Consider the following 22,569-nt stretch of genomic DNA (forward strand, 5'->3'; position numbering starts at 1 on the left):
ATTTAGTCTTTTCTCTTAAGAATGATCAAGCGAACTCGGTTAACGATATACCAGCCGAATCCAACGATACTGCATCCAATTGCGAGCGTATGCTGAATATCGCCAGGCTGTGCCCCACCCCAGTACATGAAACCGAAACCTGCGATAAACATCAGCATCGCTAACATAGACTGATTCTGAATGCTGTGATGTTTTTGAAACTTCTGTAAGCTTTTTTTGCGCAGGATATCATCGGCAGATGCACTGCCAATCGCAAAGCCACAATGCTGGCAAGACTTGGCTTTATCAGAAATGGTTTTATTACAGGACGGACAATTTGTTAACGCCATTACTACTCCGAAAATGAATCAGTGCGGGCTTTTATACGCTTTCCCACACAGAAAAGATATGTCGGACTATACCGTATGGCAGAGGGTTTTCAAAGTCGCAAGGCGCGATTGGAATTGAAAAATCGTTGCGAGGAAAACAAGGCTCACCTAGAAAAAATAAACCCCCGATAGATATCGAGGGTTTATGCTTGTTCGTGCAGATAATGCGTTTACATTAGCGTTTACTTCTCGTTGGGAAATTCCTTTTTAAAGTCTTCCCAGTAGGTATCCACTGTTTCTTTCATCTCTTTTCTGAGCATCATTATACCAAACAAGTTTGGTAGCGTCATAACGACAATGGCAACGCTTGCCATAAGCCATACGAGCTCGGTATCAGAGAAGGAAGCCCATACAAAGCCCGCCACATAAATTACGCGATACGGCATAACTGAGCGTGGACCGAGCAAATAGGTCATGGCGCGGTCACCATAATATGACCAAGCGATCGCGGTAGAAAAAGCAAATAACAACAGACCAATCGACACGATATACTGCCCGTAATCACCAAAGTAACCACGTGTAAACGCCTTAGTCGTTAATGCGGCTGAGTGAATCAGTGACTTACCCGACAAAACAATATTGTCTTTTAAGATGTCGCCATCAACCACTTTAAGATTTCCAGTGTACAGGTCATCATCACCACCCACTGTAAACACCACGTCTTCGGCAATAGAGCGCGCGTGAATTATGGTGTAGCCTTGATTCACCGCTTTACCTGCAACTACCTCGATATTTCCGTTGTAGTGCTCTACCCCGTGACCAGAAACTTGGTTCAGGTATTTGAATAAATCATGGCGGTCTTCTTCAAGTGTTTCGTTGTAGTTGCCTTCAACAATCTTCAAACTCGTACGTTCAAACACGTTTTGATGTTTCTCTTGCCATACACCTGATGACAGAATCACCAAGCCCGTCAAGGTACAAATCAAAATAGTGTCAATGAAGGGCTCTAAAATCGATACCATCCCTTCGGAGACGGGTTCATCTGCTTTCGCTGCCGCGTGTGCAATAGGTGCTGAACCTTGCCCCGCTTCGTTTGAGAACAACCCACGGTTAACACCTCGGTTGAACGCATACGCGATAGTCGCACCCAAGAAACCACCAGTTGCAGCTGAGCCCGTGAATATGTCTCCCACAATAGCGGCAAACGCTGGCCCGATGTTTTCAATGTTGGCAAAAATCACTGCGAAGGCGCCAATCACATATAAAACCGCCATGACTGGAACGATCTTAGACGTCACTGCGGCAATGCGCTGAATACCACCTAAAATAACAAGGGCAAGGCAAATGCCTAACACGCTGCCCACAATCCATGGCTCGATACCAAAGGTGGCTTCAATACTGGTCGCAATACCATTACTCTGTGGCAAGTTACCTGTACCAAATGAGCTGATCACAGTAGCAATGGCGAAAGCGACAGCTAGCCATTTCATGTTAAGGCGGCGATCCATATAGTACATCGGTCCGCCGGCCATGGTGCCATCTTCTGTTTTGACGCGGTATTTGTGAGATAATGTTACCTCTACAAACTTGGTGGTCATTCCTAAGAAAGCCGTTGCCCACATCCAAAACAAGGCAGCCGGCCCCCCCAAGAAAATAGCAAATGCAACACCGCTGATATTACCGGTTCCAACCGTGCCCGACAGCGCTGTCGCTAATGCACGAAAGTGAGTCGTGTCACCGGCGGCATCCTTTTTGTCATATTTTCCAGTGACCACTTTCCAAGCGTGTTTGAAATAGCGCACTTGAGGAAATTTTAGGTATATCGTAAAAAATAAACCTACTCCGAGAAGCACATATGGAAACCATACTGCCCCACCCAAGTTTCCATCCAGAAACGTGAGAATTGATTGTAAAAACTCCAAGGTGTTCCCCTTTTCTTATTATGTTTCCTGTCCCATTTTTATGGGTATTATCATTAACGTAAGGTTTTCACTACGTTGAGCATGGCCGAAAGTACATCCTCGCCCAATTGCATACTACGCTCAGGAGACCAGCCATAAACGGCATCCGGTAGTTCGATGTTATCTTTAAACGGCATTTCTAATGTATAAGACAAACAGTCAAAACGCTCTCCAACGGCATTCGCTGCGACAGTCATGTTAGCTTTACCAGGTTCATCTTTGTCATAGCCATATACGTCTTGAAATTCTGGCGTCACGGCTAACAACGCCTGTTTAAAATTATCTTCTAATGACTTAATACGCGGTGAATAAGACGGATTGCCTTCGCAGCCCGCTACAAAATTATACGGTAGCGCTTCGTCGCCATGAACATCAAGAAACATGTCTACGCCAGTTGCTGCCATTTTATTGAGTACGTAATACACTTCTGGGCTTTTTTCTAAAGACGGGGCTTCCCACTCTCGATTTAAATTTACGCCCGCTGCGTTTGTTCTTAAATGCCCTCTAACCGAACCATCGGGATTCATATTAGGTACAACGTAAAAAACGGCTTCGTTTAACAAGGCTTTTGCAACACCATCATGCTCATCTAACAGACGCATTAATAGTCCCTCAATGCACCACTCTGCCATTGTTTCCCCCGGATGTTGACGACCCGTTACCCAGATTTTCTTTTTATTGTCATCTGGTTCACCGATAGTCAGCAAGGTCATGTCTCGCCCGTCAAGGGTTTCACCAAGGTGTTCTGCCACGCAGTCAAAAGACATTTGTGCATTCGCTAGCAAGTCTAAATGCCTTTCGTAGCTGTAAGGAGCAAAATAGGCGAAGTAAACATTTTCACACTCAGGCGTGTGTTCAATGGTTAAGGTGTCTCCATCAAAGTGTGTTTCTACGCGGAACCACTCTTGTCTGTCGTAAGAGGCGACAGCCTGATAGTTCTTCCATCCTTCAGGATACGCTGAATTTTTGAGATCGATAAGTTGAATTTTATGGGTGATAAATGGCTGAGATTCTAGTTTAAAATGAAACCACTGGTAGAATTCAGACTGGTTATCTTTGTTGATCTTAAGCTGGATCTGCTCAGGGGATGAGGCTGTGACAACCTGAATGTTCCCGCTGTCGAAGTTGCTGCTTATTCTCATAATTTGTTCCATACATGAGGCGTTATAATTGACGGGCGGTAATTTATCACAAGTTAGTGATTAATGGGTCATTCGTTGTTTAAAAAATTGTTAATTCGCATGCCTATTTCGGTGCTGTAGCCCATTCCACCAGCGACTACACTCCCTTTTTCATTAACAATGTAGTATGTCGGATAACCCCTGATTTGATAGGCCTCTCTGACATCCATAGTGCCTAAAACAATGGTTCCTTGAACGTTATGACGGGATTGAAAGCGTTCCACCTCTTCAATGGAAGAATAATCCAATGCAACACGTATCACTTCAATCTCTGATTCACCAAAGCCATTGAGATTATTAATACTTGCGGCACACACATGACACCAAGGTGCAAAAAAGTACAATAGGGTTCTTTTTTCTTTTGACGGAATACTGACCATGTTTGTGCTGTCTAATTCAGGAAGCACAAATGCTGGCGCATCTATCGTTGCATCACTGGGCAGCAAGTGACGATTCTGAAATAACACGATCCCGGTAACAAATAGAATAAACAGGATGGCATCACGAAATGCTTTTTTTAATTTATATACATTCGTTTTCGTTTGATTCGGGTTAACAGAGACGTTAGGTGGTGGCACTTTATCCATTTCAGATCGCTAAATACGTTATTTCTTGAATATGAACCTACTAATAACAGATTTCTTTCGCTTACAAAAAGAAAAAGCCAGCTTCCTGCCGGCTTTACTTTTGTGTGTGATTTTTGTGTGTTCGTGATCCGGTTATTTAGCCGGAATCATTGGGTAGGTTAACCCTGCCATTTCCTGCACTACGCGCATGACCTGACAGCTATAACCGAACTCGTTGTCGTACCAAACATAAAGGGTTGCTCGATTACCTGATACGATAGTTGCTTGTGAATCCACAACAGACGCCGCTCTTGAGCCGACTAAGTCAGTTGATACGATTTCTGTCGAGCTAGTGAAATCGATTTGATGCTGTAAATCTGAGAAAAGTGATGTTTTTCTCAAGAAGTCATTCAGATCGTCTTTACTAACCGCTTTTTCCAGATTCAAATTTAGAATCGCCATTGATACATTAGGCGTCGGCACGCGTATCGCGTTGCCCGTTAGCTTACCTTCCAGTTTCGGATAGGCTTTCGCTACGGCTTTTGCAGCACCTGTTTCTGTAATAACCATATTCAGTGGTGCGCTGCGTCCGCGACGCTCCGCTTTATGGTAATTATCAATAAGGTTTTGGTCATTAGTATACGAATGCACTGTTTCTACGTGGCCATCGTTAATACCAAACTCTTCATCCAACACTTTTAGCACCGGTGTGATTGCGTTGGTAGTACAACTAGCTGCTGACATAATAGTGTCTTCAGGCTTGATGTCTTCATGATTTACGCCATACACGATATTTTTGATATCGCCTTTGCCCGGCGCAGTCAACATGGCCTTTTTCGTGCCTTTCGCTTTAAGGTGAAGTCCTAAACCGTCGCGGTCACGCCATTTCCCTGTATTGTCGATGACAATCGCATCTTCGATGCCGTACTGTGTATAGTCAATTTGATCAGGGCTATCAGCGTAGATAACTTGAATGTAAGCACCATTCGCCTTTATGGCGCTGCGCTCTTCATCCACAGTGATACTGCCGTTAAATGGACCGTGCACAGAATCACGGCGTAACAAACTTGCACGTTTTTCTAAGTCACCTTCTTTACCGCCACGCACGACAATCGCTTTAAGACGAAGTTTATTACTTTTACCCTGGCGCTCAATCAGTAGTCTGGCGAGTAAGCGACCGATGCGGCCAAAACCATACAAAACAATGTCTTGTGGTTTGTGCTGATCGTCTTTATCTACGATGTCTGCAAGTTGTTCTTGAAGGAAGGTTTTAACATCAGGCTGGCTCTCCAGCTCATAATGGTAGGTATAAGCAAGTTTGCCTAAATCAATTTCCGCAGGAGAAAGCGAAAGTTTGCTCATTTCTTCTAGAAGCGGCCAGCTTTCACGTAGGCGAAGTTTGTTGCCTTTGTGAAGGCGAACAGTTCTGTGTGCTTTGATGATATCAATCGCACTTGCACCTAGAAGCGGTCTGCCGAATACTGAAATTTCGATTGCCTTGTCACGGTAAAGTTTACCAAGCAAAGGCTGCATCATTTCTGCGTATTCCTGACGCTCCTGCCAGCTATTTAACAATTCCTGTTCTAATTGTTGGTTCATTACTTAACGCCTTTAACAACAATAAATGTAGGGTGGGTAGGATGGTAAATCTCTCGATGAGAAATTGCCGTTTTTATTATTATTGGTCTACCGCTTCTTTGAGAGAGAATATGATCTCTCCTGTATAAAAAACGGCGCTAGTGTAATGAAAACTTTCGGAATCACCAAATTGTTGGAAAGTTACGAAAAATCAAAAATTAGGCGGTTTAAGCGATATATTTCTGAAAGTTTTTACCATTAAGAATTGGTGTTACGTCCATATGCTCAAACGATGGACGCTTTTACACCAATTTTTGAAATATTAGTCATAAATACGAGATACAAGAACCAAATTCACCATTCAAACCTGACTAAATAGTCAAATTACTGAAAAAACATTTCATGCAAATTAAATGCTGTTTGCACAAATATTCACCATAATGGGTGTTTCATCCCTGAATCGTTCCGTTTTCGTTTTTAAACGTGAGGGATACAGAGTTGACACAATAGCGTTTGCCCGTCCGAGTCGGTCCATCATCAAAGATATGTCCCAAATGGGCATCGCATTGTTTACACACAATCTCTATGCGTTGCATGCCGTGGCTGTTATCTTCTTTGAACGCAACGTTGTCCTCTTCGCTGTGTTGATCAAATGAGGGCCATCCACAATGAGCATCAAATTTGCTCTCGCTATCAAATAACTTTGCCTGACAACATTTGCAAAAGTACTCTCCTTTATCATTCACAGATAACAACGTTCCTGTAAATGGCCGTTCGGTACCCTGCTCTCGACAAACACGGTATTCTTCAGGGGTTAATTCAGATTGCCATTGGCTAGGTGTTTTTAGAGTCATAACATTAAAAAAGACGACACAAGGTCGTCTTTTTATAGCATAGCCAGTGGCTAGGATCATTTTTTGATTTTAATTTCTGGTCTGCCGGGTTGGCTCCATTCTGTATGGAACTTTTTACCCCTTGCTTCGTCAGTGCGCTCGTAAGTGTGCGCACCAAAAAAGTCCCGTTGCCCCTGTAATAAGTTTGCAGGTAATGTTTCTGTGCGGTAAGAATCATAGTAATTCAGCGCAGAGCTCATCGCCGCGCAAGGAATACCCGACATCGTTGCATCCGCAATGGCTTGTCGCCAATTTTGTTGAAAAGTCGCAATTTGCTCAGCGAAAAACGGATCCAACAACAAATTGGCAAGGCTATCATTGTTCTCGTAGGCGTTTGTAATCGACTGAAGAAAAACCGCACGGATAATACACCCTGCTCGCCAAATTTTCGCGATTTCAGCGAAATCCAGTGACCAGCCCTGCTCTTTAGACGCTAACGCCATCAATTGGAAGCCTTGTGCATAAGCACAAATTTTTGAACAGTACAGCGCATCATGTAAACGGGTAATTGCCGCTTGCTTCTCTTCTTCCGGAACAGGAATGCACGCAGGCCCCTTCAATATTTTACTTGCTTCAATTCGTTCGTCTTTCAAACTTGAAATACTTCGAGCAAACACGGCTTGCGTGATGGTTTGTGCTGGGCTACCTACTTGCAGTGCGCTCACAGCAGTCCATAAACCGGTTCCCTTTTGACCTGCTTGATCAAGAATCAAATCAACAAGGGGCTTACCAGTCTTTGCATCATTTTGCTCCAAAACTTCCGCGCTGATTTCAATCAAATAACTATTTAGCTTACCCTGATTCCATTCTTTAAACGTGGCTGCAATCTCTTTTGGTGACATATGCAGGCTATCACGCATGATTTGATACACTTCGCAAATGAGCTGCATATCGGCATATTCGATCCCGTTGTGGACCATCTTGACATAATGCCCTGCGCCTACTGGGCCTATATAGGTTGCACACGGATCGCCTTCTTTAATGGGCTTACCAGGTTCAAATGACTCTAGAGGCTTACCGGTTTTCGGATCGACTTTCGCGGAAATTGCCTTTAATACGGGCTCTATTCGTGTCCACGCATAAGGATCACCTGACGGCATCAAAGAGGGCCCAAATCGCGCGCCCACTTCTCCGCCAGAGACGGCGGTAGAGAAAAAGATAAACTTACCTTTGTACAGTTGTTCACGTTCAACAGAGTCTGTCCACAAGCTATTTCCAGTGTCGATAACGATATCATCAGGTTTGATACCTGCATCGATAAGCAGTTGACAAACATGGTCTACAGGGGCACCAGCGGGAACAGAGAGAATGATGAGATGAGGAGCTTTAAGATGATTGAGAAGTTCAGTATAAGATTGACAAGGAATAACACGTGGAGGTTTGTCTCCCCTTTCCAATTCGTCTTGCTTAACTATGCCTTCAATTTTTTCTTTGTCTAAGTCAAAACAAGCAATTTTGTACCCATTATCGGCTAAGTTGAGTGTCAGGTTTTTCCCCATCACTCCAAGACCAATAAACCCTATATCACACAATGTGTTATCGCCTGCCATTTGCTCTCTCACTTTGTCATATTGTCGTTTCGGGGCGGATTATACACATCCCCTAAAGATTAACCAGTTACTCTTTCGAACAGAGTAATACTTCGGTATGCCTGAAGGAAAAATCCGTGTGTTTTCACCTCAGGCATGTCTGTTATTTTTTTGTATCGTGTATCTAGACGAAGCTGCCAACAACCTGAAGATAAATCCGGTAGTTGAAACCTTACGTCATTATCAAACGCATTAAATACAATGAGGAGATGCTCATTGTCGCAACGATGACAGCCAATAATCTCGACTGCAAACGCTTGATTTTCAGGATCTTGCCAATCTTGGGGGATCTTTTTCGCGCCATCCATTTTAAACCAATTAACGGCGGCAACATTGTGGCCTTTGAAATAATGATCATCGGGCAACGACATGTTGCGCAATAACTGCTTTGCTTTGCGAAGTGCAATCACATGCCGACAAAATGCTAAAAAGTCTTCTTGAGTATCGTTAAGGTCCCAGTCAAGATAATTAATATCATTATCTTGGCAGTACGCATTGTTATTACCCTGTTGCGTTCGGCTTAATTCATCTCCTGCCAGCATGTGTGGAATGCCCTGAGAAAGCAGCAGTGTTGCGAACAGGTTCCTTTTTTGCTTCTCTCGTAACGCTAAAATTCGGGTATCACTGGTAAGACCCTCTACACCATAATTCGCACTGATATTGTGGTTATGCCCATCTTGATTATTCTCTTTGTTGGCATCGTTATGTTTTTGTTCGTATTGAACTAAATCTTGAAGCGTAAAACCATCATGGTACGTCACGAAGTTAATAGAAGAATGAATATGCCGACTACCTTTAGGAAAGATATCTCTAGATCCCAAAATACGCGTTGCAAAATCGCCCGTCATCCCTTTATCACCGCGCCAAAAATGACGAATGGTATCTCGGTATTTGTCATTACATTCAAACCAATTTGATGGAAATTGTCCAAGCCGATATCCGCCATGTCCAATATCCCAAGGTTCAGCAATTAGCTTCACGGAGCGTAAAATAGGATCTTGTCGAATGGCTTTAAAAAAGCCGGATTGGGATGAGAATTCATAAGGATCACGACCCAAACTGCCTGCAAGGTCAAAACGGAATCCATCCACCCCCATTTTGGAGACCCAAAAGCGCAAGGCATCCATTATTAACGTCAGAATAAACGGACTCGACATGTTAAGACTGTTACCACACCCTGAGTTGTTCAAATAATGTTGGTAATCCATGACACCGTACTCACTTTTTGCAAATAGGTAACTGGATGTATTGTCAAATCCTTTAAACGATAAAACGGGCCCGTTAGCGCCTGCTTCAGCGGTATGATTAAATACTACGTCAATAATCACTTCAATCCCCGCATTGTGGTAGGCGTCTACCATTTCACGGAATTCGGTAATGGGATTCACGATGGCATAACGTGACTCGGGTGCAAAAAAGTTAACTGGATTGTATCCCCAATAATTAGTCAGCCCTTTGTTTACGATAAAGGGTTCTGGCATAAAAGACATCACAGGCATGAACTGAATGGTGGTCACGCCCAATGCGTTTAAATGGGAAATGATCGCTGAAGAAGCAGCGCCTTTATATTTACCGCGCAGTGCGTCGGGGACATCTGGATGCAACGCGGTTAACCCTTTTACATGGGCTTCATAAATCAAGGTTTGCGATGCGGGTATCTTAGGGCGTGATTCAGGGTCTTTGTCTTTTATACCAGATAAATCAACGACAACAGACTTAGCCATCATAAATTGGCTGTCATTTTTGTATTGTCGATCGTTCCATACAAGAGGACGATTTAGGCACACAGTGTAGGGATCAATAAGGAGTTTTTGTGGGTGAAAGTGTAAACCCATTTCAGGCAATGACTTACCATGCGTTCGGTAGCCGTATAGCTGACCTACCTGAACTCCCTCAACGAAACCATGCCAGACTTTTCCTGTTTTAGCCGGCAGCATCACTGAACCGATAAATTCTTCTGTTTCAGATCTAAAGAAACACAGTTCTACGCTTTCTGCATGGGGACAATATACCGCGAAATTAGTGCCTGATTGTTCAGGTGTTGAACCTAATGGAAAAGGTGAACCATCGCGGCTGACATTAAAGGCTTGTGTCCCCATGTATTTAGCCTTTGCTCACAATAAACAAGGTTGCCAAAGGCGGCAAGATAAGATTAATTGAGTATGGCAGTTGATTCCAACCTAATGGATCTGATGAAATGGTGGTGTCTTCAGGCGCAAACCCGCTACCCCAAAAATGTTTGGAGTCGGTATCTACGATAACCTCGTATTGGCCCTCATGTTCAACGCCCAAACGAAAACCTTTTTTAGGCTCGGGTGTAAAGTTAGAGATGACGTACACATTGCGCACATTGTTTGTACTACGGCGAATAAAACTAAAAATACTTTGCTGAGCGTTTTGATGATCGATCCAGCTAAACCCCGCAGGGTCATGATCAAGTTCATGTAAAGCCGGTATCGAGCGATAGACATCATTTAATCGTTTTATTAGTTCTTGAATGCCTTTGTGCTTATCGTATTGCAGTAAGTCCCACGCAACGCTGCTGTCATGGTTCCATTCGGTGGTTTGGCCTATTTCGTTGCCCATAAAGTTAAGTTTTTTGCCAGGATGAGCAAACATAAAGGCTAAATAAGCACGTAAATTAGCTGCTTGCTGCCATTCGTCTCCCGGCATTTTCCGCAGCAAAGCGCCTTTTCCGTGTACCACTTCATCATGTGAGAGTGGCAATATGAAATTCTCATAGTAGCTATACACCATACTAAAGGTCATTTCGTTGTGGTGATAGCGCCGATATGCAGAATCTTTACTCATGTAATGCAGAGAGTCGTGCATCCATCCCATATTCCATTTAAATCCAAATCCTAAGCCTCCGTGGTGAACTGGCTTTGATACCCCAGCAAAAGAGGTAGATTCCTCGGCTATCGTGATCGCATACGGAAAAGCTTGGTATACTTCTGTGTTCATCCATTGAAGTAAGCTGATAGCCTCATAATTGTGATTACCGCCATCAATATTTGGCGTCCACTCTCCTTCTTTCCGGGAATAATCCAAATACAACATGGATGCAACTGCATCGACGCGTATCCCATCTACATGGAAGTGTTCGAACCAATATAAGGCGTTTGCAACCAGAAACTGCCTGACATATTCCTTACCAAAATCGTAAATGCATGAATTCCAGTCTGGGTGCCAACCTTTTTGCGGGTCGGCATATTCATACACATGTGAGCCATCAAAGCGCGCTAATCCATGTCCATCTTCAGGAAAATGCGCCGGAACCCAATCAATAATCACTCCAATTCCTTGTTGATGGCACTGGTCCACAAAATACTTAAAGGCATCTGGGTCGCCGAATCGACTGGTCGGGGCAAAAAGCCCTACTGGCTGATACCCCCACGAGCCATCAAACGGATATTCCGATACAGGGAGAATTTCAATGTGGGTAAACGACATGGATTTAACATAATCAATTAGATCGTCTGCTAACTCAATGTAGCTTAAATAACGCCTACCCGTGGGATGATCAGGTCGCTTCCACGAACCTAAATGCACTTCATAAATACTCATAGGGCGTTGATAAGGAGACTGCCCTTTAGTTGTGTCGAACCATTCGCTGTCGTTCCACTCGTAGTTGTGATGATCGTAAACGATAGAAGCATGAGAGGGATATTGCTCGGCACTAAAGCCAACCGGATCGGCTTTGTGTGGAAGTACGTTACCGCTGTTATCTTTAATCTGATATTTATACCTTTGGCCCGCATGCACACCTGGCACGAACAAGACCCAGTAGCCCAGTGAGGTTTTTTGCATGGGATGGCATGTCGCATCCCAAAAGTTAAAATCACCAATGACTGATACTGCACGCGCGTCTGGTGCATATACGGCGAAACGCGTGCCATTTACAGGTGCATCAATTCCCACATCTAGCGATATAACCTGCGCGCCTAGCTGTTTATAAATATTAGCGGGGGCATGATCAATAAAATGTACGGCATGATAAGCTTCGTCCTGAAATTGATAAGGGTCAATCACCTCATAGACATGTTCACGGTTTTCAATTCGAAACCCATAACGCTTAGGCAAGCTTTTCGTTTTTATCGATGCCTCGAACAAATCACTTTTATCAACGCGCTGTAAGGCTGCAATGTCACGTCCAGATTCGAGATCAAACAACATCACCGTCAATGCTCCGGGTTGCCAGCTTCGAACCCTGGTTGTGTTTTTGTTGGGTGTTAAACCTAAAAAATCAAAAGGCGAATCGCAAATCGCCTGCTCGAATTGGTGATATAACTGCATGCACGAACCTTGTGATATGTGAGGGAGCTGCATACAGAACCCTCACGCTGCATTAATGATTATTGACCTGCTTTTTTCCGCAAGTAGGTTAAATCAGCAGCAAGTTGCTGAACATTCTCATCGGAAAAAATGTCTTCTAAGTTTTTCGACAGCTTTCTGCGCCAGTTTGGATATTCGTTAAACGTTCCTGGAATATTGACAGGTTTATCCATTTCCAGCCAATCTTCAAGCTGCAAGCTTAATAATGCGCTGGAACCCGACGCCATATGCTTTTGAATACCATAGTTCAATTCTTGCGACATGCCCAGATGATCGACGTGTCTATCCATCCATTCTGGAATGGAATGATGACCGTGAAGACTGTCCAAAATGCGTTGTTTATCCTGATGGCGGCTGTGGTACAAGGTCGATAAAATCGTTTCCGTTGGATACAAGCCAATGTCTTTACCTAGTGCTAGATCTAAACAATGCCAATACCCGATCAATGTGGGCATATCATGTGTGGTCAGTGTCGACATGGATTGAACAGGATAGTGAGAGGGAGAATAAAAACCGCCATCCTCTGCTTGTTCAAAAAAGAAAACACGATATGAATATACGCCGTTTTCAGCTAGTTTTTCGCGGATTTCCTCCGGAACCGTACCCAAATCTTCGCCGATTACCAAACTCTTATGTCTGTGGCTTTCTAATGCCAAAATAGCCAAAAGATCATCTACAGGGTAGTAAACGTACCCGCCTTCTTTAGCGTTATCTCCTTTGTGTACCCACCACAAACGTAACAGTGCCATCACGTGATCGATACGCAATGCGCCTGTTGCTTTCATATTCGCATCAAACAAATCAATAATGGGTTGGTAACGCTGCTCATAGAGTTTTTCAGGAAGCATTGGAGGCAACCCCCAATTCTGGCCAAGCGGCCCTAAAATATCAGGCGGCGCGCCAACGCTCGCCTCGGTGCTATAAAGATCACGGTTGCCCCATATTTCGGCACTTCCCTCGCTTACGCCAACGGCTAGGTCACGGTAAAGTCCGATCAACATGCCGCTGTCTTTTGCTACTTGGTTGGCTGTTTCTAGTTGTTTAGCTGCCAACCACTGCAAGTAAAAATAAAAGTAGACGTCTTTTTTGTGTGACTGTTTAAACTTCTTCACGGCCGGCTTGTGGAACTCATTAAGGTTGTCAGGAAACACTGGCCAACCCCAGCTGGGCTTTCCCTGTTCTGACAAATGAGCTTGAATTGCATCATATACCGCCAGCATTTCAAGGCTCTCGCCCCCGTCTTTTATAAAGGCTTTAAAGGCGCGGGATTGCTTATTGTTGCGCTCAACCAAAGACGTGTACTTGTTGTCGAAAATAGCACGTAGCACTTGCAACTTAAGGTTGCTAACTGTTTTATAATCAACATACTCTGCTTGTTTTGCTGTTTGCAATGCGGCTTGGAATTCGGTATTTGAATAGATGGCTTGAACGGAAGCATCATCAAATCCCTCAACCGACTCAACGTCAATATAGATAAAATTTAGCCAGCGACGACTACTTGGCCCATAAGGGCTGCAAGCATCTGGGTTAGCTGGATATAGCGCATGTATCGGGTTGAGGCCAATAAACTGCGCGCCATTGTTGGCAGCATGCTTTACCAATTCGGCTAAGTCAGTGAAGTCACCTACTCCCCAATTGTGCTGACTGCGCACACAATACAACTGGACACTCAACCCCCACGCTTTTTCACCGTTCTCAATTTTTTCAGGGTGATAACACGATACGGGAGCCATAATAAGCCGCATGTCCCCTAAGTGCTCGCCGTCATCCGCATTGAGGGTTACGGTATGGTATCCCAGCGGGAGTTCAAACGGTAATTCGATTAAATATTCCTGACACTCCATGTCGTTAATGTGTTCAGCGTTTATCAGCTCAGCATCTGATGGGACAATGGTGTGAGTGTGTGTATCGCCTTGTTCGGTTTCAACAACAAGCGTGTAGCTGTCATTGACCAGCTCAAGCGGCAGACGTATCGTGGTAAGTAAGCTATCAGACTGCCTATTTACCTGAACGGGATTAAGGGGCCTTAACCACGCACTTTGCCACTCTTGATTCAGTTGGCTAATTAATTCTTCTTCGTTATCAATGGCATAGCCCATTGCACGCAAGAGCTTCTTCTTGCTCTCTTCTTTAATAGTTGCGGGCTCACCCCACGCGTCGATGTAATTGGATTCAATGCCCTTTTGTTCGACCAGCGCATCAATAAGAGAAGAAGTCATCGAAATAGGTATCCTGTCAAAATCTTAACTAAACTTAGTAGGCAACATTATCAATGAAACTAAAACATAGTCGTATTTGAATACGTTTGCATTAGAATAAATGTAATATACTTACGTAAATATGTAATTATTTCGCAGGAATGTAAGACATTTACTGCACTTTATGTAATTATATTACTACAATTATTCTTTTTAAGTGTTAAGTGTAAGGAATCCCCATGACAATTAAAGTTGGTATTAATGGATTCGGTCGCATTGGTCGATTTGTTTTTCGCGCAGCGACTGAGCGCTCAGATATTGAAGTCGTCGCAATTAATGACCTATTAGATGTCGATTACATGGCTTATATGCTTCAGTATGATTCCACACATGGCCCATTTAAGGGGACGGTGTCAGTAGATAATGGTCAGTTAATTGTTAATGGCAAAACGATTCGCGTGACAGCAGAAAAAGACCCCGCGCAGCTAGCATGGAGCGATGTCGGCGTAGACGTAGTCGTAGAGTCGACAGGACTTTTCTTGACCGATGAAAGTGCGCGTAAACACATACAGGCAGGTGCAAAGAAAGTCGTAATGTCTGCCCCATCTAAAGATGATACGCCTATGTTCGTCATGGGTGTAAACCATGCAAGTTATGGCGGGCAAGACATTGTCTCTAATGCATCGTGCACAACAAATTGTTTAGCACCATTAGCCAAAGTACTGAACGATAAATTTGGCATTGTTGACGGCTTAATGACTACCGTGCATGCCACTACCGCGACGCAAAAAACGGTAGATGGACCGTCTGCAAAAGATTGGCGCGGTGGTCGTGGTGCCTCGCAAAATATTATTCCGTCATCAACTGGCGCAGCTAAAGCGGTAGGAAAAGTGATCCCCGCATTAAATGGTAAGCTAACGGGGATGGCATTTCGCGTTCCAACCGCCAACGTGTCAGTGGTAGATTTAACGGTTAATTTGAGCAAGCCAGCTAGCTACGATGAAATTTGCCAAGCCATCAAAGATGCGTCTGAGGGCGAGTTAAATGGTATTTTGGGTTACACCGAATCGCCAGTGGTATCGTCTGACTTTAATGGCGACATTCGAACGTCGGTATTTGATGCTGGCGCAGGTATTGCGTTAACCGATACATTCGTAAAAGTCGTCTCTTGGTACGACAACGAAGTAGGCTACTCCAATAAAGTTTTGGACTTAGTCGCGCATATCAGTAAATAATACCTTTTTACGTGTTTAGATTAAGGCGACGTAGGTCGCCTTTTTTTATGGAGGAGACAACGAAATGGAACAGCTTAGTGAATCTGCCCGCTTGGTGCATCGCAATAATATCGACTTAATTGAAATCGATAATCGTTGGTCTACAGCCACAATCTCATTATTTGGTGGCCATATTCTATCGTATGTTCCAAAATCAGATGGCCGTGATCGACTATGGGTCAGTGATGCTGCCATTATGGATGGCAGCAAGGCCATACGAGGCGGCATTCCGATTTGTTGGCCTTGGTTCGGTGATCTTCATGGGCAAGCAGATACTTCCCTACCTTCCCACGGATACGTAAGAAACCAAACGTGGCGTATTATTCACATTCAGGAAAGTGACACAGGCACGCAATTACAATTGGCACCTAGTTGTGTGCAAGGAAAAGGGTTTCTGGGAGAGGCTTCGCTACTTCTAGACGTTCATGTCGGTGACGAGCTTTGTATATCACTTATTACGAAAAACCTAGGCGATGCAAGTTTGTCTTACACTGCCGCACTGCATACCTACTTCGCCGTGGATGACATTAAACACACGGAATTAACAGGCTTGAGCGGAGAGTACAAAGATAAAACTCAGCAATTTGCCATTTTTCAAACTCCTGAGCCATATCGCTTTAGCGCAGAAACTGATCGCGTTCACTTATGTCAACCATCATCACTGTCTATCAACAACAACGACAAGCACACTCTCGTTCACTCTGAGGGGCATGACAGTATTGTTGTGTGGAACCCTTGGGCAGATAAATCTACATCAATGGCAGACATGACAAATGAAGGGTTTAGAAACATGTTGTGCGTTGAAACGGCTGTTACAACGACTAAAGTAGTCGCTCCCAATGAAAAACATGTGATAGTACAACGTATTCGTTAAGTTGCTTGCTGTACACGAAAAAAACATAAATATAAAAGGCCAGCGACTGACGCTGGCCTTTTAACTACCTAGCTAGTGTAGGACGAATCATGATAATCAATCAGTGTCGTTTAGGTATTTAGCGATGAAGCGCCTTTTACCGCGTCACTTGCTAATTGACTAATTCTATCCCACTCACCGTTTACTACTGCATCATCGGGTGCAAGCCACGAGCCACCTGCACACATGACATTGGGAAGCGACAAGTATTCCAAGTAGTTTTCAGGCCCTATTCCCCCAGTGGGGCAAAACTTCACATCTGGAAATGGCCCACTGATAGATTTTATCGCTTTAACACCACCTGATGCTTCGGCCGGAAAAAACTTGAAGTGTGTGTAGCCCTTATCTAACCCTTTCATTAGATCTGACGTAGATGAAATACCCGGTATCAAGGCAATACTGCCGCTGTTACCTGCATCAAGTAGTTCCGACGTCATGCCTGGGCTTATAGCAAACAATGCGCCCGCATCTGTCACTTGTTTTAATTGTGCTTCGTTTGTGACTGTGCCAGCACCCACCAAAGCGTCAGGCACCTCCTCTGCGATACGACGAATTGCCTCAATGGCAACAGGAGTACGCAGGGTTACCTCCAACACCTTTATCCCACCTTTAATCAAGGCTTTAGCCAAAGGAACTGCATGCTCTATGTCTTTAATAACAAGAACAGGTACAACAGGACCTTGGGCAAATACTTCGTCTGACGACACTTTCCAATTCTTTGTCATAATATTTTATCCTGCGTAGTTCTGTTCAAGATAGGCAGCTGCGCCCAGCAAGCCATGGTCAGGTTCTGTGATTATATAGGTCGGTATCCGCTGTACGTAATCAGCAAACCGTCCCTTGTCTTCAAAGCGCTGCCTAAAGTCACTGCTTTGAATGAATTCAATAAAACGTGAAGCAATGCCGCCGCCGATATATACGCCGCCTGTCGTCGCGAGATTGAGGGCTAAATTGCCGCCGAAACTCCCCATTATTTTGCAAAACTGCTGAAGTGTTTTGGCACATAAGTGGCAAGAACCCTCAATCGCCTTTTGGGTAATTGAGGCCGGTTCGTTTAGTTCAGGCTCAAGATCAAGCAATGCGGCAATGCCTTGATAGATGTGAACGATCCCCCTGCCAGACAGTACTTCTTCCGCAGAAACATGACCATGCAAGGCTTTAATATGTTGCCAAATAGCAAAATCAAACTCATCCATAGGAGCAAAATCTACGTGTCCACCCTCGCCGTCTAGTGCTTTCCAGCCAGCCTCTGTCCAAGTAAGGTGGTCGACACCGAGTCCGGTTCCTGGCCCAAATACCGCGATATTGCCATGCTCAGAGGGCTCGCCACCGCCAATTTTTACTTTTTGGTGCTCACTCAGTGCCGGAATAGAATGCGCTACCGAGGTGAAGTCATTTATTACCCCTAACCATTCTAACGATAGTGTTTGTTGCAGCTCGTTAGCCGAAAATGCCCAAGTATGATTTGTCATTTTAATCCAGTCGCCATTCACTGGACAGGCGATAGCGATACAGCCAGCACTGAAATGCATGTCTGGAAATGCCGAAAAATAGGCATTTAACGCATCGGCAATGGTGTCAAAATCCGCACATAAGAATTTTTTAATGTAGGTTAGTTCACCGCCTTCAGTTTGCCCTATGCGAATATTGGTTCCGCCAACATCAGCCACGAACTTAGCCGACATGTTGCTGCTCCTGCTCTACAAACAACGAACACGCGCCTTCCTCAGCCCCTGTGAGTGTGGTGCGCATTCCTGCAAACATCTCTCTGCCCATGCCCACTTGATGGTGCGCAATATTTGCCTGTTTTGCGGGTCGCTTAGCTAATTCTTCTGCGTCTACAAGCAAATTCATTTCGCCCGTTTCTGTATTTAACTCAATCATGTCACCATCTTGCACTTTTGCAAGCAAACCACCTTTGTAGGCTTCGGGGGTCACGTGTATAGCTGCGGGTACTTTACCTGATGCACCCGACATTCTTCCGTCTGTCACCAATGCGACTTTGTAGCCACGGTCTTGAAGTACACCTAAAGGCGGCGTTAAACGGTGAAGTTCTGGCATGCCAATCGCCGATGGCCCTTGGAATCGTACTACGACAATACAATCTTTATCTAACGCACCCGACTTGAACGCTTCGTCTAATTCAAACTGATCTTCAAACACCACAGCAGGTGCTTTCATATGACAATGAGGCTGGCGTAAGGCAGACGTTTTCATCACACTGCGTCCCAAGTTACCGTGTAGCACTGACAAACCACCATCGGGCTTAAACGGAGTAGCGACACTCGCAAGTACATCTTTGTCTAATGAGGACGTAGGTCCATCGCGCCAAACTAGCTCACCGTCTTCCAGACGAGGCTCTTTTGTATATTGTTCTAAACCTCGACCACAAATGGTATTAACATCGTTATGGAGTAAGCCAGCATCAAGTAACTCTTTGAATAATAAAGACATACCGCCAGCAGCCGTAAAGTGATTAATATCCGCCGATCCATTAGGATAAATGCGCGTCAGCAATGGAACCGCGTTAGAAATATCAGAAAAATCATCCCAGTTAACGATATAGCCCGCTGCTCTTGCGACTGCGATAAGGTGCATGGTGTGATTGGTTGATCCCCCTGTTGCTAACAATGCAACAAGGCCATTCACCAATGCTTTTGCATCAAGAATACTGGCAATAGAGGTGTAGTTATCACCCAAATCTGTTAAACGCGTTACTTGTTTCGCTGCTGCGTCTGTGAGTGCATCCCGAAGCGGCGTGCCTGGGTTAACAAATGACGCACCTGGCAAATGTAAGCCCATCACTTCAACTACCAGTTGGTTACTGTTGGCTGTACCATAAAAGGTACAAGTTCCAGCAGAGTGATAACTTTTCGACTCGGCTTCTAATAACTCTTCGCGGCCGACCTTTCCTTCGGCAAACGCTTGACGCACGCGCGCTTTTTCTTTGTTAGGGATCCCTGATGGCATAGGACCGGCTGGCACAAATACGACCGGAAGGTGGCCAAAACTTAGCGAGCCAAGTAGCAGTCCAGGAACGATTTTATCGCAAATCCCCAGCATCAACGCGCCATCAAACATATTGTGAGAAAGTGCAACTGCTGATGACATTGCAATAACGTCACGGCTCATCAAGCTTAAATCCATACCCGGATTACCCTGAGTTACACCGTCGCACATCGCAGGTACGCCACCGGCAAATTGCGCAACACTGCCTACGTCACTGATGGCTTGCTTGATACGTTGCGGGTAAGTTTCATAGGGTTGGTGTGCTGACAGCATGTCATTGTATGACGATACAATCGCAATATTGGCTTTTGTCATACTCCGTAAATCAGCTTTGTCTTCCTGATTACATGCTGCAAAACCGTGAGCCAAATTACCACACGACAACACCCCTCTGTGAGGTCCATTACGTCTTGCGTTTTCAATCTTTTCTAAATAAGCCTTACGCGTTTTATGACTACGTTCTATGATGCGTTCGGTTACTTCTTGAATAATCGTATTCATATTCTCTTCCTTTGAAGGCGCTTAAGGCGCCCACATAAGTTCAACTTGTGCGTTTTGAATTATTGCGCGTATTGGCATTTCGTACGGATCGTCACCCGACTGTGCTTGTTCAACAACACGCTTTTTACTGTTGCCTGTAAGGTGCAGGAAGATACGTTTACTTTCTAATAATTTTTTTAAACTCAACGACATACGTTGGTGAGGCGCTTCGCCCGGCGTTACTGCCAAACAATCAGCTTCGGTCGTTAAGCCTTCTTTTATTTGTTTAGCGCATGGAAATAACGACGCAGTGTGGCCGTCTTCACCCATACCTAAAATTAAGACATCAAAAGGCGAGGAAATGTTAGTCACCCGTTGTGAAATTTCCCCAACTGCGTTATTCGCGTCATTATCAGAGGTGGTTAAGCTAACAAAATTGGCGTTTGCAGCGTTATCCTTTAATAGGTGTGTACGCACCAATTTTTCATTACTCGCGTCGTCAGATGCATCCACCCAGCGCTCATCAGCGAGGGTGACATCGACGTTCTCCCACGGTAATTGACTGGTGGATAGCTTGTTGAACAATGCAATGGGTGTTCTACCACCAGAGACCACCAAACTGGCTCTCCCTTTTTCCTTAATTCCTTCACGTAATAACGCCGTAATGGTTGAGGCAAATTCTTCCACTAACGCCTCTTGAGAGGCAAATTCATTTACTAAAAGAGTCATCGTTTTTTCCCAATTCGACTTTCGTACCACGCGCGATCATCTCGTGCCAATAATGCGATAGAGGCTACTGGTCCCCATGTTCCAGCCTGATAAGGCTCTGGCGGCTCATTGCTGGCATTCCATGCTGAAAAAATACCATCTACCCATTTCCATGCGGCTTCGACTTCGTCACGACGCACAAACAACGCTTGATTGCCAATCATCACTTCCAACAGCAACTTCTCATAAGCGTCAGCAATACGTTCATCTTTAAACGCTTCAGAAAAGCTCAAATTAAGCTTAGATTTTTGCAAATCCATGTTGCCTGAGGTTGTTAGGCCGGGGACTTTGTTCATCACCGTCACTTCTACGCCCTCATCTGGCTGCAAGCGAATGGTGAGCTTATTCGGTGGTAATTGGGAAAAGCTTTCCTTAAATAAATTGTGAGGCTGTCGCTTGAAGTAGATAACGACTTCACTCACTTTATTTGGCATGCGTTTACCTGTTCTTAGGTAAAACGGCACGCCGCCCCATCGCCAGTTATCGATTTCAACTTTAAGCGCAACAAAGGTTTCAGTTTCACTGCGCTCGTTTGCCCCTTCCTCTTCTAAGTAACCTGGAACCTCTTGACCTTTAACAAAGCCACTGATGTATTGACCACGTACTGTATTTTCACGAACATTAGAGGCATCTATTGGTCGAAGCGCTTTTAACACCTTTAATTTTTCGTCTCGAATGCTGTCAGCATCTAACGTTGTAGGTGGCTCCATCGCGATGAGGGTAAGAATTTGCAACAAGTGGTTTTGCACCATATCCCGCATTTGACCGGCTTCGTCAAAGTATCCCCAGCGCCCTTCAATGCCGACAGATTCCGCCACCGATATCTGCACATGGTCAATACAATTGTGATCCCAGTTAGTCGCAAAAATGGAGTTGGCGAAGCGCAATGCTACAAGGTTTAAAACCGTTTCTTTACCCAGATAATGGTCGATACGATAAATCTGTGATTCGTCGAAGAACTCTGCAACCTGATTGTTAATTATCTGCGATGTTTCCAGGTCATGACCAATCGGTTTTTCGAGCACCACTCTCACGCTCTTGTCGATGATTCCTGCGGCGTTTAATCCTTTGCAGATATCGCCGTAAATCGAAGGGGGTGTTGCGAGGTAACACACCATTGTTCGGCTTTCATCGACATGCTCTTTGAATTCGTTGTAACTGTCGATATCTTTCATATCGATTTGAACATAATCTAGCTTGCTCGCGAGTCTTTGCCATGTTTCATCGCAAAGTGCTTCACCACCAAATTTTTCAATATTTTCTTTTACGACCGCAATATATTCATCCAACGTGACACTATCACGGGCGACACCGATGATTTTTGTGTCCTGATGAATAAGATCGGCTTTTTCAAGTTGATAGAGAGAAGGCAGCAATTTCCGGCGGGCAAGATCCCCTTTTGTTCCAAACAAAACGAAATCGCAAGGCTCGAAAGAAGTTTCCAACACCATTTGTTTTAAACCTGTAGTTATCGTAATTCAGCAGAAAAATTATCACTAAATTTCAACGTATTGTG

17 protein-coding genes are annotated in these 22,569 nt (G+C 44.5%); 2 read left to right on the forward strand and 15 right to left on the reverse strand.

The features are described from left to right. Positions 1-2: 2 nt before the first annotated feature. The 10 genes from OE749_RS05985 to malQ form a co-directional block, all read right to left on the reverse strand. Positions 3-329 (reverse strand): hypothetical protein, encoded by a 327-nt coding sequence (locus OE749_RS05985; RefSeq protein WP_263711444.1) that lies wholly within the window; start codon positions 327-329, stop codon positions 3-5. Between the two features lie 221 nt (positions 330-550). Continuing rightward, positions 551-2,230: an alanine/glycine:cation symporter family protein gene (locus tag OE749_RS05990; protein ID WP_263711445.1), complete on the reverse strand. Its 1,680-nt coding sequence runs from the start codon at positions 2,228-2,230 to the stop codon at positions 551-553. A 53-nt stretch (positions 2,231-2,283) separates the two neighbouring features. After that, on the reverse strand, positions 2,284-3,411 hold the full coding sequence (locus OE749_RS05995) for a M14 family metallopeptidase (RefSeq protein ID WP_263711446.1): 1,128 nt from the start codon (positions 3,409-3,411) through the stop codon (positions 2,284-2,286). Positions 3,412-3,479: 68 nt separating this feature from the next. Beyond that, positions 3,480-4,037: a TlpA family protein disulfide reductase gene (locus tag OE749_RS06000; RefSeq protein ID WP_263711447.1), complete on the reverse strand. Its 558-nt coding sequence runs from the start codon at positions 4,035-4,037 to the stop codon at positions 3,480-3,482. A gap of 132 nt (positions 4,038-4,169) precedes the next feature. Next, positions 4,170-5,615: a glyceraldehyde-3-phosphate dehydrogenase gene (locus OE749_RS06005; RefSeq protein ID WP_263711448.1), complete on the reverse strand. Its 1,446-nt coding sequence runs from the start codon at positions 5,613-5,615 to the stop codon at positions 4,170-4,172. Between the two features lie 428 nt (positions 5,616-6,043). Further along, positions 6,044-6,448 carry a peptide-methionine (R)-S-oxide reductase MsrB gene (msrB, locus tag OE749_RS06010; RefSeq protein ID WP_263711449.1) on the reverse strand — a complete coding sequence of 135 codons (405 nt, stop codon included), beginning with the start codon at positions 6,446-6,448 and terminating at the stop codon, positions 6,044-6,046. Between the two features lie 56 nt (positions 6,449-6,504). Next, positions 6,505-8,037 carry an NADP-dependent phosphogluconate dehydrogenase gene (gene gndA, locus OE749_RS06015; protein WP_263711450.1) on the reverse strand — a complete coding sequence of 511 codons (1,533 nt, stop codon included), beginning with the start codon at positions 8,035-8,037 and terminating at the stop codon, positions 6,505-6,507. 59 nt (positions 8,038-8,096) lie between these two features. Then, positions 8,097-10,175 carry a glycogen debranching protein GlgX gene (glgX, locus tag OE749_RS06020; RefSeq protein WP_263711451.1) on the reverse strand — a complete coding sequence of 693 codons (2,079 nt, stop codon included), beginning with the start codon at positions 10,173-10,175 and terminating at the stop codon, positions 8,097-8,099. 4 nt (positions 10,176-10,179) lie between these two features. Beyond that, a complete protein-coding gene (gene glgB, locus OE749_RS06025) occupies positions 10,180-12,372 on the reverse strand; it encodes a 1,4-alpha-glucan branching protein GlgB (protein ID WP_263711452.1) in 2,193 nt (730 codons plus the stop codon). A 59-nt stretch (positions 12,373-12,431) separates the two neighbouring features. Further along, complete coding sequence (malQ, locus tag OE749_RS06030) at positions 12,432-14,630, reverse strand: 4-alpha-glucanotransferase (RefSeq protein ID WP_263711453.1); 2,199 nt, start codon at positions 14,628-14,630, stop codon at positions 12,432-12,434. 218 nt (positions 14,631-14,848) lie between these two features. Here malQ and gap point away from each other — a divergent pair, with 218 nt between their 5' ends. Next, positions 14,849-15,844, forward strand: a complete 996-nt coding sequence (gene gap / locus OE749_RS06035; RefSeq protein WP_263711454.1) for a type I glyceraldehyde-3-phosphate dehydrogenase — start codon at positions 14,849-14,851, stop codon at positions 15,842-15,844. Positions 15,845-15,908: 64 nt separating this feature from the next. Then, the gene (locus OE749_RS06040; protein ID WP_263711455.1) at positions 15,909-16,757 is read left to right on the forward strand and encodes a D-hexose-6-phosphate mutarotase; all 849 of its coding nucleotides are present in this window, start codon (positions 15,909-15,911) and stop codon (positions 16,755-16,757) included. A 110-nt stretch (positions 16,758-16,867) separates the two neighbouring features. On the opposite strand, the gene OE749_RS06045 is transcribed toward OE749_RS06040, so the two are convergent. From OE749_RS06045 to zwf, 5 genes are read right to left on the reverse strand one after another with little or no spacing between them, the layout of a single operon-like run. Continuing rightward, positions 16,868-17,521, reverse strand: coding sequence for a bifunctional 4-hydroxy-2-oxoglutarate aldolase/2-dehydro-3-deoxy-phosphogluconate aldolase (locus OE749_RS06045; RefSeq protein ID WP_263711456.1), 654 nt, complete (start codon positions 17,519-17,521; stop codon positions 16,868-16,870). Positions 17,522-17,527: 6 nt separating this feature from the next. Then, on the reverse strand, positions 17,528-18,481 hold the full coding sequence (locus tag OE749_RS06050) for a glucokinase (protein WP_263711457.1): 954 nt from the start codon (positions 18,479-18,481) through the stop codon (positions 17,528-17,530). After that, on the reverse strand, positions 18,471-20,306 hold the full coding sequence (edd, locus tag OE749_RS06055; RefSeq protein ID WP_263711458.1) for a phosphogluconate dehydratase: 1,836 nt from the start codon (positions 20,304-20,306) through the stop codon (positions 18,471-18,473). Before edd ends, OE749_RS06050 begins: the two co-directional genes overlap by 11 nt. A gap of 21 nt (positions 20,307-20,327) precedes the next feature. After that, positions 20,328-21,014 (reverse strand): 6-phosphogluconolactonase, encoded by a 687-nt coding sequence (pgl, locus tag OE749_RS06060; RefSeq protein ID WP_263711459.1) that lies wholly within the window; start codon positions 21,012-21,014, stop codon positions 20,328-20,330. Beyond that, positions 21,011-22,504, reverse strand: a complete 1,494-nt coding sequence (gene zwf, locus OE749_RS06065) for a glucose-6-phosphate dehydrogenase (RefSeq protein ID WP_263711460.1) — start codon at positions 22,502-22,504, stop codon at positions 21,011-21,013. The genes pgl and zwf overlap by 4 nt, the downstream gene beginning before the upstream one ends. Positions 22,505-22,569: the final 65 nt, after the last annotated feature.

This window comes from Fluctibacter corallii (assembly GCF_025751585.1).
Lineage (GTDB): Bacteria > Pseudomonadota > Gammaproteobacteria > Enterobacterales > Alteromonadaceae > Fluctibacter_A > Fluctibacter_A corallii.

Bases quoted from the DNA above. Each gene is read 5' to 3' on its own strand.
- OE749_RS05985 (WP_263711444.1), bottom strand. From the start codon at position 329: ATGGCGTTAACAAATTGTCCGTCCTGTAATAAAACCATTTCTGATAAA.
- OE749_RS06000 (WP_263711447.1), bottom strand. From the start codon at position 4,037: ATGGATAAAGTGCCACCACCTAACGTCTCTGTTAACCCGAATCAAACG.
- glgX (WP_263711451.1), bottom strand. From the start codon at position 10,175: ATGGGGACACAAGCCTTTAATGTCAGCCGCGATGGTTCACCTTTTCCA.
- zwf (WP_263711460.1), bottom strand. From the start codon at position 22,504: ATGGTGTTGGAAACTTCTTTCGAGCCTTGCGATTTCGTTTTGTTTGGA.
- OE749_RS05995 (WP_263711446.1), bottom strand. From the start codon at position 3,411: ATGAGAATAAGCAGCAACTTCGACAGCGGGAACATTCAGGTTGTCACA.
- gap (WP_263711454.1), top strand. From the start codon at position 14,849: ATGACAATTAAAGTTGGTATTAATGGATTCGGTCGCATTGGTCGATTT.
- malQ (WP_263711453.1), bottom strand. From the start codon at position 14,630: ATGACTTCTTCTCTTATTGATGCGCTGGTCGAACAAAAGGGCATTGAA.
- OE749_RS06040 (WP_263711455.1), top strand. From the start codon at position 15,909: ATGGAACAGCTTAGTGAATCTGCCCGCTTGGTGCATCGCAATAATATC.
- edd (WP_263711458.1), bottom strand. From the start codon at position 20,306: ATGAATACGATTATTCAAGAAGTAACCGAACGCATCATAGAACGTAGT.
- glgB (WP_263711452.1), bottom strand. From the start codon at position 12,372: ATGCAGTTATATCACCAATTCGAGCAGGCGATTTGCGATTCGCCTTTT.
- OE749_RS06005 (WP_263711448.1), bottom strand. From the start codon at position 5,615: ATGAACCAACAATTAGAACAGGAATTGTTAAATAGCTGGCAGGAGCGT.
- pgl (WP_263711459.1), bottom strand. From the start codon at position 21,014: ATGACTCTTTTAGTAAATGAATTTGCCTCTCAAGAGGCGTTAGTGGAA.
- OE749_RS06050 (WP_263711457.1), bottom strand. From the start codon at position 18,481: ATGTCGGCTAAGTTCGTGGCTGATGTTGGCGGAACCAATATTCGCATA.
- msrB (WP_263711449.1), bottom strand. From the start codon at position 6,448: ATGACTCTAAAAACACCTAGCCAATGGCAATCTGAATTAACCCCTGAA.
- OE749_RS06045 (WP_263711456.1), bottom strand. From the start codon at position 17,521: ATGACAAAGAATTGGAAAGTGTCGTCAGACGAAGTATTTGCCCAAGGT.
- gndA (WP_263711450.1), bottom strand. From the start codon at position 8,037: ATGGCAGGCGATAACACATTGTGTGATATAGGGTTTATTGGTCTTGGA.